Below are 16,870 nucleotides of genomic sequence, written 5' to 3'. Positions count from 1 at the left end.
TTTATCACTATTATAAAACAAATTATTTGCTATTTTTAAACAGAAGTAACTGATTTAAGATGACATCGCGAGATTGTATTTTTAAAGCTTTACAATCATCTTTAAGTGTGAGTCCGTTTGTAGATAAAAATTTATGAACATACACACGCATTTTTCCTGGACTTCCGCTAAAGAAATCGAACGGGAATCGTTTTTTATTATCGGCAAATGTTATAGGTACTATAGGAATATTATGGTTAATGGCTAAACGGAAGGCACCATCTTTAAATTGATCGAGAAGAATATCCTCGTCGGACACACCGCCTTCTGGAAAAATACAGATACTTAACCCCGATTTTAAACGGCGTTCTGCTTGCTCGAACACCGCATGTCTGCTTCGTAGGCTATCACGATCTACCAAAATACATGTACGCTTATAAAAGAAGCCAAATAATGGCATTTTAGATAATTCTTTTTTACCAACAAATACAAAGGGATTTTTTACGGTAACCAACATAAGCATAATATCTGTCATAGACGTATGGTTAGCTATAAACATATAACTCTTATTGAGATCCGGAACTTCTTCACGCTCAATACGCCATTGAAATCCCATACCAATTAAAATAAACTTAGACCAAAGTCTAGCCATTTTAAAGAAATACGGATACCATGACTCTTTTAGTATAGAAATTAAAAGAAAAGGTAAAAGCACTAGAATTGGTATAGCAACTAGTATATAGAACCACACCCGATATAAAACCCAGAATATATATTTAAAAACTTTCATATAGACCAAAAATACATAATTGTATTAAAGTAGAAGTACAGATTCCATGAATAAAATCGCTAAATACATTCAACACAGAACAAGCTATTAACGCGAATAAAATTCATAAAAAAACCTCTGTAAGCAGAGGTTTTTTTTTACTATTTATATTCTTTTTTAATTTATAACTTTTTTCGTTACAACAACACCATCTTCTAAAATTATTGAAGTTAGATAAATTCCTTTTGAGAAATTAAATTGTGTTGACAACTCATTACTTTGATTACTTGATTTGTAATTTATTAATAATTTACCACTAACATCATATACTTTAACGGCACTTATAGTTTTAAATGTTTTTACATTTAAAACATCATCTTTAATATATACAAAAGTATTATTGGAAGCCGAATCATTAACAGATAAAGTTGAACTAGCTACATACGCTAAGGTAAAACGATCGTTTGTAACTCCGGAAACTGCTGTAAAACTATAAGGAGAATCTCTTAAATTATGTTCGACATTTAAATAAGTATCTTTTAAATAAATATCTTGACCTTCTTCAAAAATAGCTCCCTGAAAATCATTTATTCCTATTTTATATATTGCTTGTTCTGATACATTTATTCCTAACGGCACTTCATCTAAATTTGAAAAAGGTAACGGACGACCCTGAATTATCATTTTTTCATCATTAATTAATGAATATATTTTAAACTCTTCATCGTTTGCATACGCGTCATAAAGTCTATCTTTTTCTAAAGTAGCACCATCTGCATAACCTATTAATGCACTTGTAGACCAATTATTTTCACTAGTTAAATTTAACCATATCAATTGCTTTTCTACTGGTAAAGTTGATTCCTCTTCTGTTGTCGTTCTAAAAAACTCTGAATTATTATATGCTATCTCTGATGCATTGAAACGCATATCGTTAGTATACGTTACTGTACCGCCATCTGATGCAGACTCAAGTAGCTGCACAAAAAAGCCTTGACCAGAAGCAATATACCCGTTAAACGCATTAGGAATAGAAGGTCCCATAGCATTATAATCTACAAATTGATCGCCATAATTATAAGTAGATTCTTCATAATACCCAGATCCTAAACCTCCTGAAATTTCTACATCATGCATCCACAAACTTACATTTCCTTCTAAATTGGTGTTTTCTTCTAAAAAGGCTAATGCACTTATAGATGATGGATAAGGGTTTCCTAGAAAATTCTGATGTCTATCTCCTTCATCTACAGGTATCGGATGTGCAGACTTTCTTACAGAAGTATTTATTGTTGCATTATTAGGAACTCCTGTAAAAACAGCATTATAAGAATTTGCACCAGATGCTCCTGTTATAGAATTAGGAACTCTTGCAATATAACCTGCTCCAACACTCATCCCTTCATTAACAACCTTTATCCAGTTTCCTGTAGATCCCGTTGTATTTGCTTGTGTAGGATCCCATTTATATGCTCTTGAGTTTTCAATATTATTTATATCGAAATTAGCTACTGGAGAAGACCAGTACACGTAATCGTAAGCATGCAGGTTTTCGGCTAAACGTTCTGAATTTATATTACCAGAATTTATATTTCCATCTACATCATTAATTTGTACTAAACTCGCATCGTCTTCTACCGTAAATGTACCTGTAGACTCTACTGTTATTTCGTTGTACAGCATTAATTTATTTCCTGATGGAATAACGACATCCTGACCAGCCTCTACAGTACAATCACAACCAAACAAACTTACATTTTCGTTATAATCATCAGAAAAGATTAAGCTTTTATCTTCATCGTTTACAGTTAATCCTAAATCAGTATAAACCTGATCATAACCCCATGAAGTCCCATCCCAGTAGGTAGGCACGCCCCCTTCAGACAATGTAGTAGGCGCAATAACAGTCCCATAACCATTAGAGACTTCTAATTTATAAACTCCTAAATCGTCTGTATCTACACTACTAATCGTATACGTATTTGATGTTGCCCCAGAAATTTCCACATCGTCTTTATACCATTGATAGTTTAAGTCCTCTATAGGATCTCCTGTTGCTGTACCACCAATATTTGCATTAACTTTTAAAACAATATCTGTTGTACTAGGAAGACGACAAACATATCTTGACAAAGGATACGAATCTACTACGGGAGCTCTTGAAACAAAAGCAGATGCATTATAAGCTAAGAAAGCCATATCTGCAGTTCCACCTGCAGCTAAATTAATTTTATAAACATCGTCTATATTTGATGTTGTAATATCGAAATCATCAAAATGTAAAGCAAATAACATTAAAGCCCTTGTATTATCTGCGGTTTGCCCTCTTCGCGTTGGTACTGCATCTTCATAACTCACACCATTAGTTACACTAAACAAGTCCATTCGCCACTCTGCAAGAGTATTGGCCGTACTATGAATATACAGCCTTATAGGTGTTCCTACAACATTTCCTCTTTCATCTTGATAATAATAAATATCATATCCTCCAGCTGCCGCTATTTGCGTAATAATTAAATCCGGAACAATATCTCCAATAGCATTAGGCTCTCCATCCGGACTGTTAAATTCTATACTTATATCGCTATTAAAATTTGTAACACCCGTTCCTAAATCCAATCCATTTTTACCATCTGTAATCATTTCTAAGATCTTTAAATCTAAAATGTCTTGAGAAGTAATCGTAGTACCTTCATTAACTTCACCATCAAGCAAATCTCCAACTTCTATAAAATTAGATCCGTTTGTTACTCCTATTACCCCATTCGTAGAATAAGCTTGAAATGTTTGTGCCTGAAAACTAATGCCTTTTGCTGTTAACAAATCATCGTCTACACCCGTAGAATATGTAACCCCATTATAAGTAAAAGCTAAAAGTTCATGCCTGTCGTTTGGCCAAGTATTTTGATCGCTTGCACTATACCAACCTGATCGCCAGTAATCATTTCCATTGTAGTTCCAATTGGTAAATATTTCTGTTATTTTATCAAAAAACTTACTATCAGCTGTATTTGTAGTTTGACTTGCTTTATCTTTATAACCAATATAATCAACAGTTGTATCGACACCTGATGCAATAGTAACACTTGTCATTGAAAGTGCATTATTTAAAGAATTGGTTGTACCTGTTTTAATGACTTTAAGAGAAATTTCGGTAGTACTTACCAAAGTTACATCTGTTATAGCAATATTATTTATAGATATGCTATTCTTAATTGCATTAGTAAAACCTGTACCCAAAATGGTGATTTTTGTTTGAGAAGTTACCCGAGTTGGATAAATATCGGTTACCGTTTGGGCGAACAATGATGAAGTAATAAATAGTAATATAAAAGGTAATATTTTTTTAAATAAAAAAATATTACGATGGGAAGGAGTAGTGTTTTTCAAGTGCGTAATAATAAAATGAATAATATATTAACTTAATTTTACTACTAACATACAAATTTTGAAAAGATAAAGAATATAAATTATATATAAAAATAAAAAAGTTAGTTTATCTAAACAAGACCAGAAAAACATAAACACTATTTAAGTATTGTAATTCAAACGCTTAGAACAAAAAACAAGTCTACTCTTTTTTACCTTTAAAATATTACACCATTACTTTTTTATTTAGAATAAAGATACAATTGCATATAAATTCAATTGCTTTTCATGATTACGCTATAAACTTCAAGCTCTGATTTATATTTTTTTATTTAAAAAAAGTACCTTTGTTTTTCAATAATTATAATTAACATGGCAAGAATTTTAACTGGTGTTCAAAGTACAGGAACCCCACATTTAGGAAACATTTTAGGAGCAATACTTCCCGCAATAAAAATGTCGGAAGTAGACACAAACGACTCGTATTTATTTATCGCCGACATGCACTCTTTAACTCAAATTAAAGATGCCGAGACGTTAAGATATAATACTTATAGTGTCGCTGCAACTTGGCTTGCTTGTGGTTTAGATATTCAAAAAGTAGTATTTTACAGACAAAGCGATATTCCTCAAACTACAGAGTTAAGTTGGTATTTAAGCTGTTTTTTTCCATATCAGCGTTTAACATTAGCTCACGGTTTTAAAGATAAAGCAGACCGTTTAGAAGATGTTAATGCAGGGTTATTTACTTATCCCATGCTAATGGCTGCCGATATTTTATTATACGATGCTGAAATTATTCCTGTTGGAAAAGATCAGCTTCAACATATTGAAATGACCCGTGATGTTGCCTCTCGTTTTCATGCTAAAATGGGTGGAGAAACCTTTGTACTTCCTGAAGGAAAAATGCTAGAAAACGGCATGCTTATTCCTGGAACAGACGGCTCTAAAATGAGTAAAAGCAAGAATAATCTTATAAATATTTTCTTAAACGATAAGAAATTGCGAAAGCAAGTTATGAGTATACAAACAGATAGTACACCACTTGAAGCCCCAAAAGACTGGAGTACTTGTAATTGTTTTGCTATTTACAGCTTATTAGCTTCACAAGAACAAATCGCGACTATGAAAGCTAATTATGAAAATGGAAATTATGGTTACGGACATGCTAAACAAGCCCTTTTTGAATTAATTATAGAACGCTTTGCTACCGAACGTGAACGTTTTAATTACTATATGAACAACCTTGAAGAAATAGATAAAGCATTAGCTGTTGGTGCAGAAAAAGCTAGACAAGTAGCAGAGAATACTTTAGCTCGTGTTCGCGAAAAAGTAGGATATTAACACTAACACAATAATATATTTGTATTTTTAGTTTATATTGTATTCCCCCTAAATTATAATATATGCTTCGCTTTAAACCTCTCTATTTTTTATGCCTTTTTGTGGGTATTCACTTTGGATACGCACAAGAAGGTTTAAATTTTTCAGTCAATAATCAACTATATCTTAAAGGAAATTCTGCGTTAATAGGAAATAATATTGTTAGTGAAGATGATGTTGATCCTTTTGACGACAGATCTACTTTTAACGATAAAATTAAAATGCAATATGTAGATATAGACGATGACAAATCCACGTTTAGCTCTAGCCAAGCAGAATTAACACTTCCTGAAAATTCAAAAAAAATAGCCTATGCGGCACTGTATTGGAGCGCAGTTTACAAATACGATAAAGGCGTAAAACGCATAATAAACAATCAGATTCTTTACAAAGGAAACGACGAACGTTCTTTAGATGTTAATAACATTCTTTTTAAAACTCCAAATGGCGAATACACTAGTATTAAAGGTTTGAATGTTTACGATAGTTATTTAAATACTTCATTCGACGATTCAAAACCATATGTTTGCTATGCAGATATTACTGAAATACTTCAAAATACAGATACCTTAAACGGAAATTATACGGTCGCAAATATTAAAGCTACAGAAGGCTATGTTTCTGGTGGTTGCTCTGGCGGTTGGTTAATGTATGTTGTTTATGAAAACCCAGACGAAAAACCAAAATACTTCACCACATACAATGGTTTTTTAGAAGTTAATAAAGATGTAGTAGACATTACTTTTGCCGACTTTAAAACAGATGAACAAGGCGAAATTAAAACATCTCTTTCTATGGGTACCTTAGAAGGCGATAGTAAGTTAAAAACAGATATATGTACGGTATTCGACTATCAAATCAATAAATATGTACCATTATCTACATCACTAAGACCTAACAATAACTTCTTTAATAGCAGTATAACTATAGACGATAAATATTTTAAAAATCGAACACCAAATAGCATGAATACCTTAGGTTTCGATTTAATAAAAATGACACTTCCCAACAAGAATAACAACATACTGTCTAATAATAGTTCTGAATTAACTATTGAATTAAGAACAAAAGCAGATCGATTTTTCTTATTTTTTGTAGCTTTTGAAACTGAAATTAGTCCGATTTATTTAGAAAATAAAAACGACGATTATTACATGACGGTAGATATAGAAACGTACGCGTTACCACAAAATGAAGATGTTGTAAAAATAGAGAATTTAAAATCTATTTCAATTCCTAATTTAGAGCCAGGATACTATCTCGTAACCAATGTATTTTCTGTAGAAAGTAATGCTAAAAACTGGAAAAAATATCTCACAGAAAAAGGACATACACCTAGATCTTATAAAAACCCTAAAAACAATTGGGATTATATTTATTTAGAAATGAGTGAAGATCCTAATGTCGTGTATCTCAAACAACGTGAATTGTCGCGACTTGATTATTTTGAAGATATTTGGGTTTTAAAAATTAACATGTAATCCTTTATATTAATTCGAACAATTTACCAGGTAACGGACGAATAACTCCTTTTAATTCCATATTCAGCAACACACTGGCTGTTTTAAAAATAGGCAAACCACACCCAATTGCAATAGAATCAAGCATTTGTTTGTCTGATATTTTCAAAAAATTAAAAATCATTTGTTCTTGATCATCTAACTCGACAAATAGTTGTTTTTGTATCACTTTTTGTTCTGTTTCTAATTGCCAATTTAACATATATGCAATATCTAAAGGCGTAGATAATAACTGTGCTTTCTGCTGCTTTATTAAATTATTACACCCCACACTTAAGCGATCTGTAGGTCTGCCAGGTACAGCAAAAACATCGCGATTATAGGTATTTGCAATATCTGCTGTTACTAAACTACCTCCACGCTCTGCAGATTCTATTACAATTGTTGCCGAACTTAACCCAGCTATAATACGATTACGCTTTAAAAAATTATTCCGATCAAAAACAGAAGAACTCCAAAAATCTGTTAGAAAGCCACCATGTTTATCTACTTCTACAACATATTTTTTATGCACTTTTGGATAGGTTTGATTTAAACCATGCGCTAAACACCCTACCGTTTGCAAACCATGTTTCATAGCTGCTTTATGTGCTGTTATGTCTGTACCGTAGGCAAAACCAGAAACAATAACAGGATTAAAAGGCGCTAATTCTTCTATTAGTTTCTCGCAAAATGCTATGCCACTGGTAGTAATTTTACGGGTTCCAACAATACTAATTATACGCTGAGATTGTAACTCCATAGCTCCAGACTGAAACAACAGAATGGGCCCATCGATACAATGTTTTAATTTTTCAGGATAATTAGAAGCTTCAAAATACAAACAATTAATAGCATTTTCTTTTATAAACTTCAACTCAAGTTCTGCTGCTTTTAAATGTGTAGTTAAACCCAAATCTTTAAGTCTAACGGTTCCTATACCATCAATTTTTGCGAGCATATGTTTTTTCTCTTTCAAAACAGCTTCAGCAGAGCCACAATGTGCTATTAATTTTTTAGCACCAACATCTCCAACATTAGACACGTGTTGCAATGCTAAAACATATAAAATTTCATCTTCAGTCATAATTTTCTAAACCCAAAATCAAGTAAAAATGGGTGTTTTTTATCATTTTACTAAATTTAAACAATTGATTTTTAACACACAAGAAACTAATTGCTTTGGTGTTAATAAAAAGTTATACACCATCTTTTGAACACATAAATATTTAATTACCTTTGTAATTATGCAATTAGAAAACTACATAAGCGACTTATTATATAGATATGAATGTGTTATCGTTCCTGAGTTTGGAGCATTTTTAACACAACGTGTTTCTGCTAAGATAAATACAAGCACAAATACATTCTATCCACCTAAAAAAGCGATTTCTTTTAACGAACAAATTCAACAAAATGATGGACTTTTAGCTCATTATATTGCTGATGTAGAAAAAATTCCTTTCGAAATCGCGTTAGAAAAAATTAAAAAACGTGTTAGTTCAATTAAATCAATATTGGTTGAAAAAGAAAACATTTCTTTAGAAAACATTGGGATAATGGCACTAAATGAAGAAGGCAAGATCACGTTCGAACCTTTTAATAATTTAAACTATTTAACTGATGCTTTCGGATTAAATCAAATGGTTTCTCCTGCTATTTCTAGAATTGAATATAAGCGCGAAATAGAATCTATCGAGAAGGTTATTCCGCTTACAATTACACCAGAACGTCGTAAATCTAGACCGTATTTACGTTATGCTGCAGTAGCGGTTATCGCTTTGGGTATTAGTGGTTTTATAGGCTCTAAATATTATGTTAATGAAATTGAAAGCCATAACCAAATTGCACAAGAATCTGCCAACACTCAATTAGAACATAAAATTCAAGAAGCAACTTTTGTTATTGAGAATCCATTACCTGCTGTAAACTTAATAGTTACTAAACCTGTTGGTTCTTACCACATTGTTGCTGGTGCTTTTCGTGTAGAAGAAAATTGCGACAAGATTGTTTCTAACTTAAAAGCAGAAGGTTTTAATGCAAGAAAAATTGGTGTCAATAAATACGGCTTACATCAAGTTGTTTACGATAGTTACGAAAATAGAGAAGATGCTATAAAAGCATTAAACAAAATCAGAAATAATAATAATTCTGATGCTTGGATGCTTGTAAAAAACTTAAATTAAAAAAAATATTTTAAATAATATAAAGCGTTATAAGTATTTCTTATAACGCTTTTTTTATGATGTAAAGCTAAATTTAAGTTTGGAAGTCATTCCTCACTTTGTACCTTTGACTTAAATAAATTTCTATGGAACCAAAAACAGCAGAAGCGACTAAAACAACATTAACAGATCTAGTATTACCAAGCGAGACAAATCCTTTAAACAACATGTTTGGGGGTGAATTACTAGCGCGTATGGACCGTGCCGCAAGTATTTCTGCACGTCGCCATTCAAGACGATTTGTAGTTACAGCATCTGTAAACCATGTTGCTTTTAACCATGCAATACCATTGGGTAGTGTTGTAATTGTTGAAGCTAAAGTTTCTAGAGCCTTTAAGAGCTCAATGGAAGTATATATAGATGTTTGGACAGAAGATCGAGAATCTGGGCTTAAAACAAAAGCCAACATTGCCATTTATACATTTGTAGCTGTAAATGAAAGCGGACGACCTATTCCTGTTCCGGAACTTATTCCCGAAACTGAATTAGAAAAAGAACGCTATGAAGCTGCTTTAAGACGCAAGCAATTAAGCTTAGTGTTAGCTGGTAGAATGAAACCTCATGAAGCTACAGAATTAAAAGCCCTCTTTTTAAAAGACGAATAGTAACTCCTTACATTTTATAAAGCCACAACGAAGGATCTTGCGTTGTACTTTCCTTAAAAATACTAAAACTTAATGTAGTATCTCCAGTGGAGCTATTGGTAAACACCTGACCTATAGCTTGACTGGTTACTACTTTATCCCCTTTTTTAACATACACTTTAGATAAGTTTTTATAGGCTGTAAAATAGTTACCATGCTGAACTAAAACAGTCGGATTACCTTTTTTCTGAACAATAATAGCATAAACTTCTCCATTAAAAACAGCACGAACCTCTGCACCTGGACTGGTTGCTATTCGCACACCATTACTATGTATTGTAGCCGATTTAACAATAGGGTGTGGCTGATTTCCATAACGTAATTTAACAACTCCTTTTTGTACTGGCCAAGGTAATTTTCCTTTATTAGCAACAAAACTAGCGGCTAAACTTTTTGCTGCAGGTGTTAAAGCAAAACCTTTAGAGGTCGTACTTTTTCCTGCTTTTTTATTAGACTTTACAATAGCTTCACGAATTAACGTCTCAATTTCGCGATCAATTCTATCTGCTTCTTGTTGTTTTTGTCTAATTTGTGATGAATATGTTTTTAAATCTTTCTGGATAGAAGCCATTAAAGTACGCTGTTGTCTGCGCTCTAATTCTAACTGTGCTTGCGCTATACTGTTATCTTTAATCAGTTCTTGCTTATCTGCTTTTTGCTTTATTAAGTTGGTATTGGCAACTTTTAAATCGGCAGTTTTAATTTTAATATTTTCAGCTTGTTCCTTCTGGTAATTCGTGTATTGCGTAATGTATTGTAAACGCTTATATGCTTGCTGAAAGTTGGTAGATGATAATAGAAACATAACCCTACTTTGTTCACTTCTACTTTTATACGAGTGTACAATCATCGAGGCATAGTCTTTTTTTAGTGTTTCTAAATCTTCACGAAGTTGCGTAATCTCACGCTGATTGACACCAATTTCACGTGTTAATAAATTGGCCTGTTGGTTAGTAACTTTAATTAAATTACTACGTACATTAATTTTATGATTTAAATCTTCAATTAATGATAATTGTGATTTCTCTTTAGACTTGTTTTTGAACAACATACTGTTAATTTGCTCAATCTCATTACGCAATTCTTGTCGGCGATTTTCCAACTCCTGTTGCTTTTTACTTTGAGAAAATACAGAAACACTGCTTAATAAACAGATGAAAATAACAATTAATTTATATGGTAACCGTGCTTTAATCATTTAAGTTCTATGGCTTCAAAACCTGAAGGAATTTTAAAAGGAAAATTTAATTTATCATTCAAAGATACAGATTTGAATTCCAATTCTATAATAGTTTCGCTTCTAGCTTCAACAGCATTTATTTTTATCTGTTCAGGAATAATTTGACTATTAACTTCTTGATATTTTAAGTAGTCTATTTGTAGTATACGCTGATCCTTTGGTTGAGATAATTGCTGAGATACAATTTTAAAATATGTAGGATTAATAATATAGAACAACTCGAATAATGATTTTTGAACTTCTGGTTGTACCAAATAAGCATTCTCATAAACTGAAGATTGATATTTTGCTTCTTTTAGATTGAAAAGTGCTTCACCTAATAATAAATTCTGTACTTTATTAAAGTCTAATGTGGTTCCTAAAAAGTCACTTAACAATTTATAATCACCTTCAAAAAAGGTGTTATCTAATTTGTTATAAAAACGCACTTTATCTGGTGTAATTAATAATCTCGCTGCAGAAAACGGACCGTTTAACCAAATAGATTTATCCTTTTCTAGTCTCAAATTTATCGAAACAGATTTAGAATTATCACCTTCAGAATACTCTGCTTTTACTTTAGCAGAAAGGGTTTTAAAATTAGCTGCCTGTCTAGAGTTCTCTTTAATTAATTGTTTTGTATTCAATTCTAAGTTGGCATCGGTTGCTGTTAATGTTTTTGCCGATTTACATCCAACAGTTACCATTAAAACTGTTACTATTACAAGGCGTAGTAGGTGTTTCATTACTTTGAAATTTCAATTTTATTTGCTTTATCTGTAAAGCGTTTTGCTTCTTTGGGCTGATTTAAACCCAAGTGAGATTTAGCCATTTGGTAATAAAAATCACTCTCTAATTTATTGTTATCTATAATATAATCTAACCCCGTCTCTAATTGCTCTATGGCCTCTTTAAACCTGTTGGTTTTATTTAAAGATAAGCCTGCCATTAAATACAATTCGGGTTGAGAAGGATATTTTACTAAAGCTTCTTCTGCTTTTTTATAAGCGATATCAAACTGCTCTAAATCAATATAAATTACAATTATGTTTCTTGTAATACCGTAATTATCTCCTTCTAACTTAAGCGCTTCAGAATAATATTCAATCGCTTTTTGCTTATCCACTTTTGTTACATAATATTGTGCTAATTCTACAAGGGTTTTACCATCGTTAGAATCGCCAACCATTGAAGAAACAGCGACTAATTCTTCTTCGTATTCTGGATTTTCTCTAACGAATTTCACAAAATCAGCTAGTACCAAAACTTTAGCTTCAGCTTTTATTTGTGGACTTTTCATGGCAATTTCCATAGACTCTATAGCCTTTTCAGGTTCATTATCATCTAAATAAAATTTATATAATGCCAAATGCACTAATTGTGAATTCGGATTGATTTCTAATAATTTTTTGGCGGTTTCAAATGCTTTGTCAGCATCTCCGCTTTCGCTGTAGCGATAAATTAAAGCTAAATAATTAGATTCTTCATCTGGGTTATTTTCAACGCGTTCTTCAAGATTTTCTATTTGTTCTTTCTTTTGCCCTGTGGCATCGTAAATCTGATTTCTTAAAAAATCACGACTTAAAGACAGTCCAAAATCGGCATCTAATTCATCTAAAACTTTAATCGCTTCATCATAATCTTTTGTACGCACAAATAAAGCAGCTAAATCTTCCTTATAATCTGGATGATATTTAACCAACTGTCTTAAGGTTTTTATTGCCTTATCGTAGTCGTTTTGCTGTGCGTATACATCGTAAAGCTCGTCCAAATACCACTCGTTAGCAGGTTCTAGTTTCACTGCTTTTTTTAAAGCACTTTCTGCTTCACCAAAATTTTTGAGTTTATTGTAGTTTTTTCCTATTTCAAAGTAGAGCACAGATTGCGAATCGTCTATAGCAATACATTTCTGAAGTGCTTCTACAGATCGATTATAATTCTCTATACCCTTCTGCTTTAAAGCTTCAAAAAATAATTCTTGAAATTGATCGTCTGGATCTTCTAGGCCATCTGTGCTTGTTACCGTAGGATTAACTTGAGCATGAGATTGCATGGACACTAAAAATAGTCCAAAAAAACCAATTGTAATATAGGTCTTAAATCTCATGCTCATGCTATGTGTATCTTATTTTAAAACGGAATAATCTCCTATACTAATGGTTTTAAAATGCCCATCAAATTCTACATAATTACCAATCATTGCATCATCTAAAATAGCATTTTTAATAGTTGAATGATTACTAATTATGGTATTTTTAACGGTTGAATTTTCTAAAACACAACCTGTCCCAATAGACACATTAGGACCTATTGTTGTATTTGTTAATACCACATCTTTTCCAACATAACAAGGTTTAATAATTTTTGAGTTATTTAAAATAACAGAATCATCTACTAATTGCTCTTCGCCATCGGCTTCTAAAAAACCTAACATTTTACCGTTAGTCTCTACAGTAACCGCTTTGTTTCCACAATCCATCCACTCATCTACTTGTCCTGTTTTAAAGACTTTTCCTTTAGCCATCATCCCTTTAATACCATCGTTAATTTGGTATTCTCCACCATTAATAATGTTATTATCTAACACATGCTGAAGTTCATCTTTAAGAACGGCTATATCTTTAAAATAGTATATCCCGATTACAGCTAAATCACTCACAAAGGTTTCTGGTTTTTCAACCAATTCAACAATTTCTTTAGATGCGTTTAATTTTACTACACCAAATGCTTCTGGCTTATCTACTTGTTTTACCCAAATTACGGCATCGGCATCTTCATCTAAATTAAAATCTGCACGAATTAACGTATCTGCATACGCTACAACTGCTGGACCAGATAAAGAATCTTTTGCACTCATTATTGCATGACCTGTACCTAACGGTTGGTCTTGGCGGTAAATAGATGCTTTCGCTCCAAGATCGTTTGCAAGCTTAGTTAAACTTGCTACAACATCGTCTCCAAAGAATGCGGGATCGCCTAAAATGAAGGCAACTTCTTCAATAGGTTGATTAATTACTTTTGCAATATCTTTTACTAGACGATGAACGATAGGTTGTCCTGCAACAGGAATTAATGGTTTTGGTACGGTTAACGTGTGAGGGCGTAATCGCGAGCCGCGACCTGCCATTGGTACAATAATTTTCATAAGTTCTGAACAAATCATCTCTTATAGAAATGATTATTATTTTTAGTTGTTATTTGTTTTAAATTTTCCTTTAGAGAATAAAAAGGTAGTTTTATTTTTTTCCTGTACTTCCAAATCCACCTTCGCCTCTAGCTGTTTCAGAAAGCGTTTCAACTTCTACAAATTGTGCTTGTTCATGTTTTGCAAACACTAACTGTGCTATACGTTCGCCATTTTTAATAGTGAAATTTTCATTAGACAAGTTAACCAAAATTACACCTATTTCGCCTCTATAATCCGCATCAATAGTTCCTGGAGCATTTAATACCGTTATACCATGTTTAGCTGCTAATCCGCTACGAGGACGAACCTGAGCCTCGAAACCAACTGGCAACTCTATAAACAAACCTGTTTTAACTATGGTACGTTCTAAAGGTTTTAAAGTAATCGCTTCGGTTGTAAGCGCACGCAAATCCATTCCTGCAGATGCTTCAGTTTCATAATGAGGTAATGCGTTATTCGATTTATTTATAATTTTTACTGTCATGTTATCGTTTTAATAAACTTTGAATGTCTTCTTTTTCAAACTTATAGATTATCAGCATAAATACTGAAAGTAAACCAATACCAACCACATAATTTTCTCTAAAGAAATAAAATGAAATGATTGAGAAGGTTACTGATATTGATATATAAGCACTAATTTTTTTGATGTTATATGGAATGGGATAATATTTTCTTCCAAAGTAATAAGATAATACTACCATGCTTGCATATGCAGCTAACGTGGCAATTGCAGACCCTTTATAACTAATAATAGGAATAAGCCAAAAGTTTAAAGCTAGAGTCACTACAGCACCAAATATAGAAATATAAGCACCAAATTTTGTACGATCTGTGATTTTATACCATACCGATAAATTATGATACATCCCTAAAAACAAATACGCCAAAAGTATAATTGGTACTACAGACATGGCTTCCCAATAGTCTTCACTTCTAATAACGATTACTTTTAAAAGATCGGCAAATACAATTACGCCTAATAGAATTAAAGATCCGATAGTGACAAAAAATTCTAAAATTTTAGCATAATTCTTCTGCGGATTCTTGGTATTTGCATGACTAAAAAAGAAAGGCTCTATACCTAAGCGATATGCTGTTGCAAAAAGCGTCATAAACAAAGCAAGTTTATAACAGGCCGAATACATACCAACTTGTGTATCTGCAATATTTTCAGGTAATAATTTACTCAATAAAATGCGGTCAAAAGTTTCATTTACAGAAAAAGCAATTCCAGCAATTAAAACCGGGAATGCATAGCGCATCATACGTTTCCATAAATCGGCGTTAAATTGATATTTCACCTTTATATAAAAAGATAATAAAAGCAATAAAGTTACTGCACTAGCAACCAAATTAGCTATAAAAATATAGTTGATTTGATAATCTTCTACACAAATATTATCTAGAAAACCGAAATGATAAGACCAATCTTTTAAGCCTAAAAGGAAGAATAAATTTAAGCCTAAATTAATCACGACATTCACTATTTTTATAATAGCATACGTCATAGATTTTTCATTAGCACGTAACCATGCAAAAGGGATAATAACTAGGGCATCTAAAAGTAAAATCCAGATTACAAGTTTAATATATTCTACTTTTATTTCTGTGATTAAAGCAATCTGGTTTTGAAAGACTAATGCCAATCCAAAAAATGCAAAAGATGAAATGGCTAAAGAAATGGTAGAAGTTCCCACAACAACCTCTTGATCTTTTTCCTTATTAAAAAACCTAAAAAAAGCGGTTTCCATACCATAAGCCAGAATAACATTGAAAATAACAAACCAAGAGAAGATGACGGATACTGTACCATATTCGGCAACCGAATTTAACACTCCTGGCGACGTGTATAGCGGCACTAAAAAGAAATTAAGCATACGAGGCAACACTGTTGCTAAACCGTAAATAAATGTCTGTTTAAAAAGGCGTTGTAAAGTGCTCAATATATTGGATATTCTGGGAGGCTAAAAGTATTGAAATCAGGAGAACTAAAAAAGGAAACACGTTAATTATTAATGTTTGGGTCTAGTGTTTGGGATTATTGGTGCTTGTTTACGATACAATGCATCATATTTAAAATATTTAATGTCTCCAGAATCTATATAACGAATAATACATTCATTCTCCTTAAGTTGAAACTTAGAATGTTTTTCTGTATTTTCTGTAACTGGGTTGTCTGTAATTGCATTAGTCTTTAAAATAGAAAAGTCTTTTTTAGATTGGTTTACATTTCGACCAACAAACAACAATGGATTGTGATTATCTTGTTTTAAAGGTAACTGATACGTCTCAAAATAAATACTATCTAAGGTAATATTTACAGGAAGTGTTTCTTGTAAATTCACAAATATATTAATACCAGAGCCACCCCCTTTCACTCCCGAAGTCCAAGATTGCTTATACACTTCTTTAGTGCAAAATGAAGCTACTTTTTCTGTTTTTTGTGAAGCACAATTTGTAATCGAACTGAGTAAAACACTACATAAAAAAAAGATTTTAAGATATTTCATATTATGGGTTTGTGTTTAATAAAGATAGTAAATACAAATATACAGTATAAAAAAAGCCTTGCTAATTGCAAGGCTTTTATATT

At 32.1% G+C, this 16,870-nt stretch carries 14 protein-coding genes; 4 read left to right on the top strand and 10 right to left on the bottom strand.

Translation table 11 applies throughout. The annotated features are described in order from the left end of the window. Positions 1-22: 22 nt before the first annotated feature. Both Q1B05_RS00900 and Q1B05_RS00895 read right to left on the bottom strand, forming a co-directional pair. Positions 23-769: a 1-acyl-sn-glycerol-3-phosphate acyltransferase gene (locus tag Q1B05_RS00900; RefSeq protein ID WP_299776604.1), complete on the bottom strand. Its 747-nt coding sequence runs from the start codon at positions 767-769 to the stop codon at positions 23-25. Between the two features lie 156 nt (positions 770-925). Then, the gene (locus tag Q1B05_RS00895) at positions 926-4,054 is read right to left on the bottom strand and encodes a T9SS type A sorting domain-containing protein (protein WP_299776603.1); all 3,129 of its coding nucleotides are present in this window, start codon (positions 4,052-4,054) and stop codon (positions 926-928) included. Between the two features lie 435 nt (positions 4,055-4,489). On the opposite strand from Q1B05_RS00895, the gene trpS reads away from it, so the two are divergent. Both trpS and Q1B05_RS00885 read left to right on the top strand, forming a co-directional pair. Further along, positions 4,490-5,461, top strand: coding sequence for a tryptophan--tRNA ligase (trpS, locus tag Q1B05_RS00890; RefSeq protein WP_299776602.1), 972 nt, complete (start codon positions 4,490-4,492; stop codon positions 5,459-5,461). 62 nt (positions 5,462-5,523) lie between these two features. Then, on the top strand, positions 5,524-6,981 hold the full coding sequence (locus Q1B05_RS00885; protein WP_299776601.1) for a hypothetical protein: 1,458 nt from the start codon (positions 5,524-5,526) through the stop codon (positions 6,979-6,981). Between the two features lie 4 nt (positions 6,982-6,985). Here the strand turns inward: Q1B05_RS00885 and dprA are convergent, their stop codons facing one another. Continuing rightward, a complete protein-coding gene (gene dprA, locus Q1B05_RS00880) occupies positions 6,986-8,086 on the bottom strand; it encodes a DNA-processing protein DprA (protein ID WP_299776600.1) in 1,101 nt (366 codons plus the stop codon). Between the two features lie 160 nt (positions 8,087-8,246). Here dprA and Q1B05_RS00875 point away from each other — a divergent pair, with 160 nt between their 5' ends. Together Q1B05_RS00875 and Q1B05_RS00870 are read left to right on the top strand one after the other, a co-directional pair. Next, a complete protein-coding gene (locus tag Q1B05_RS00875; RefSeq protein ID WP_299776599.1) occupies positions 8,247-9,185 on the top strand; it encodes an SPOR domain-containing protein in 939 nt (312 codons plus the stop codon). A 125-nt stretch (positions 9,186-9,310) separates the two neighbouring features. Next, on the top strand, positions 9,311-9,829 hold the full coding sequence (locus Q1B05_RS00870; RefSeq protein ID WP_299776598.1) for an acyl-CoA thioesterase: 519 nt from the start codon (positions 9,311-9,313) through the stop codon (positions 9,827-9,829). Between the two features lie 7 nt (positions 9,830-9,836). Here the strand turns inward: Q1B05_RS00870 and Q1B05_RS00865 are convergent, their stop codons facing one another. From Q1B05_RS00865 to Q1B05_RS00835, 7 genes are all read right to left on the bottom strand, one after another. Further along, a complete protein-coding gene (locus Q1B05_RS00865) occupies positions 9,837-11,066 on the bottom strand; it encodes a peptidoglycan DD-metalloendopeptidase family protein (protein ID WP_299776597.1) in 1,230 nt (409 codons plus the stop codon). Next, complete coding sequence (locus Q1B05_RS00860) at positions 11,063-11,833, bottom strand: DUF4292 domain-containing protein (RefSeq protein ID WP_299776596.1); 771 nt, start codon at positions 11,831-11,833, stop codon at positions 11,063-11,065. Before Q1B05_RS00860 ends, Q1B05_RS00865 begins: the two co-directional genes overlap by 4 nt. Then, entirely contained in the window at positions 11,833-13,200 is a 1,368-nt protein-coding gene (locus Q1B05_RS00855; RefSeq protein WP_299776595.1) for a tetratricopeptide repeat protein, read from the bottom strand. Before Q1B05_RS00855 ends, Q1B05_RS00860 begins: the two co-directional genes overlap by 1 nt. Positions 13,201-13,212: 12 nt before the next feature. Continuing rightward, positions 13,213-14,232, bottom strand: a complete 1,020-nt coding sequence (locus Q1B05_RS00850; protein ID WP_299776594.1) for a sugar phosphate nucleotidyltransferase — start codon at positions 14,230-14,232, stop codon at positions 13,213-13,215. A gap of 91 nt (positions 14,233-14,323) precedes the next feature. Further along, the gene (gene dut / locus Q1B05_RS00845; protein ID WP_299776593.1) at positions 14,324-14,758 is read right to left on the bottom strand and encodes a dUTP diphosphatase; all 435 of its coding nucleotides are present in this window, start codon (positions 14,756-14,758) and stop codon (positions 14,324-14,326) included. Position 14,759: 1 nt separating this feature from the next. Further along, entirely contained in the window at positions 14,760-16,220 is a 1,461-nt protein-coding gene (locus Q1B05_RS00840) for an oligosaccharide flippase family protein (protein ID WP_299776592.1), read from the bottom strand. Between the two features lie 69 nt (positions 16,221-16,289). Beyond that, positions 16,290-16,787 (bottom strand): hypothetical protein, encoded by a 498-nt coding sequence (locus tag Q1B05_RS00835; RefSeq protein WP_299776591.1) that lies wholly within the window; start codon positions 16,785-16,787, stop codon positions 16,290-16,292. Positions 16,788-16,870 lie beyond the last annotated feature (83 nt).

Origin of the sequence: uncultured Formosa sp., assembly GCF_947500765.1 — a bacterium.
Classification (GTDB): domain Bacteria; phylum Bacteroidota; class Bacteroidia; order Flavobacteriales; family Flavobacteriaceae; genus Formosa.
Note: the sequence above shows the minus strand (reverse complement) of the source record. Positions and strands in the feature narration are given on the sequence as shown.

Excerpts from the sequence above, each read along its gene's own strand:
- Q1B05_RS00900 (WP_299776604.1), bottom strand. The coding sequence starts at position 769 with ATGAAAGTTTTTAAATATATATTCTGGGTTTTATATCGGGTGTGGTTC.
- dut (WP_299776593.1), bottom strand. The coding sequence starts at position 14,758 with ATGACAGTAAAAATTATAAATAAATCGAATAACGCATTACCTCATTAT.
- Q1B05_RS00855 (WP_299776595.1), bottom strand. The coding sequence starts at position 13,200 with ATGAGCATGAGATTTAAGACCTATATTACAATTGGTTTTTTTGGACTA.
- Q1B05_RS00860 (WP_299776596.1), bottom strand. The coding sequence starts at position 11,833 with ATGAAACACCTACTACGCCTTGTAATAGTAACAGTTTTAATGGTAACT.
- Q1B05_RS00850 (WP_299776594.1), bottom strand. The coding sequence starts at position 14,232 with ATGAAAATTATTGTACCAATGGCAGGTCGCGGCTCGCGATTACGCCCT.
- Q1B05_RS00885 (WP_299776601.1), top strand. The coding sequence starts at position 5,524 with ATGCTTCGCTTTAAACCTCTCTATTTTTTATGCCTTTTTGTGGGTATT.
- Q1B05_RS00865 (WP_299776597.1), bottom strand. The coding sequence starts at position 11,066 with ATGATTAAAGCACGGTTACCATATAAATTAATTGTTATTTTCATCTGT.
- Q1B05_RS00875 (WP_299776599.1), top strand. The coding sequence starts at position 8,247 with ATGCAATTAGAAAACTACATAAGCGACTTATTATATAGATATGAATGT.
- Q1B05_RS00835 (WP_299776591.1), bottom strand. The coding sequence starts at position 16,787 with ATGAAATATCTTAAAATCTTTTTTTTATGTAGTGTTTTACTCAGTTCG.
- Q1B05_RS00870 (WP_299776598.1), top strand. The coding sequence starts at position 9,311 with ATGGAACCAAAAACAGCAGAAGCGACTAAAACAACATTAACAGATCTA.
- trpS (WP_299776602.1), top strand. The coding sequence starts at position 4,490 with ATGGCAAGAATTTTAACTGGTGTTCAAAGTACAGGAACCCCACATTTA.
- dprA (WP_299776600.1), bottom strand. The coding sequence starts at position 8,086 with ATGACTGAAGATGAAATTTTATATGTTTTAGCATTGCAACACGTGTCT.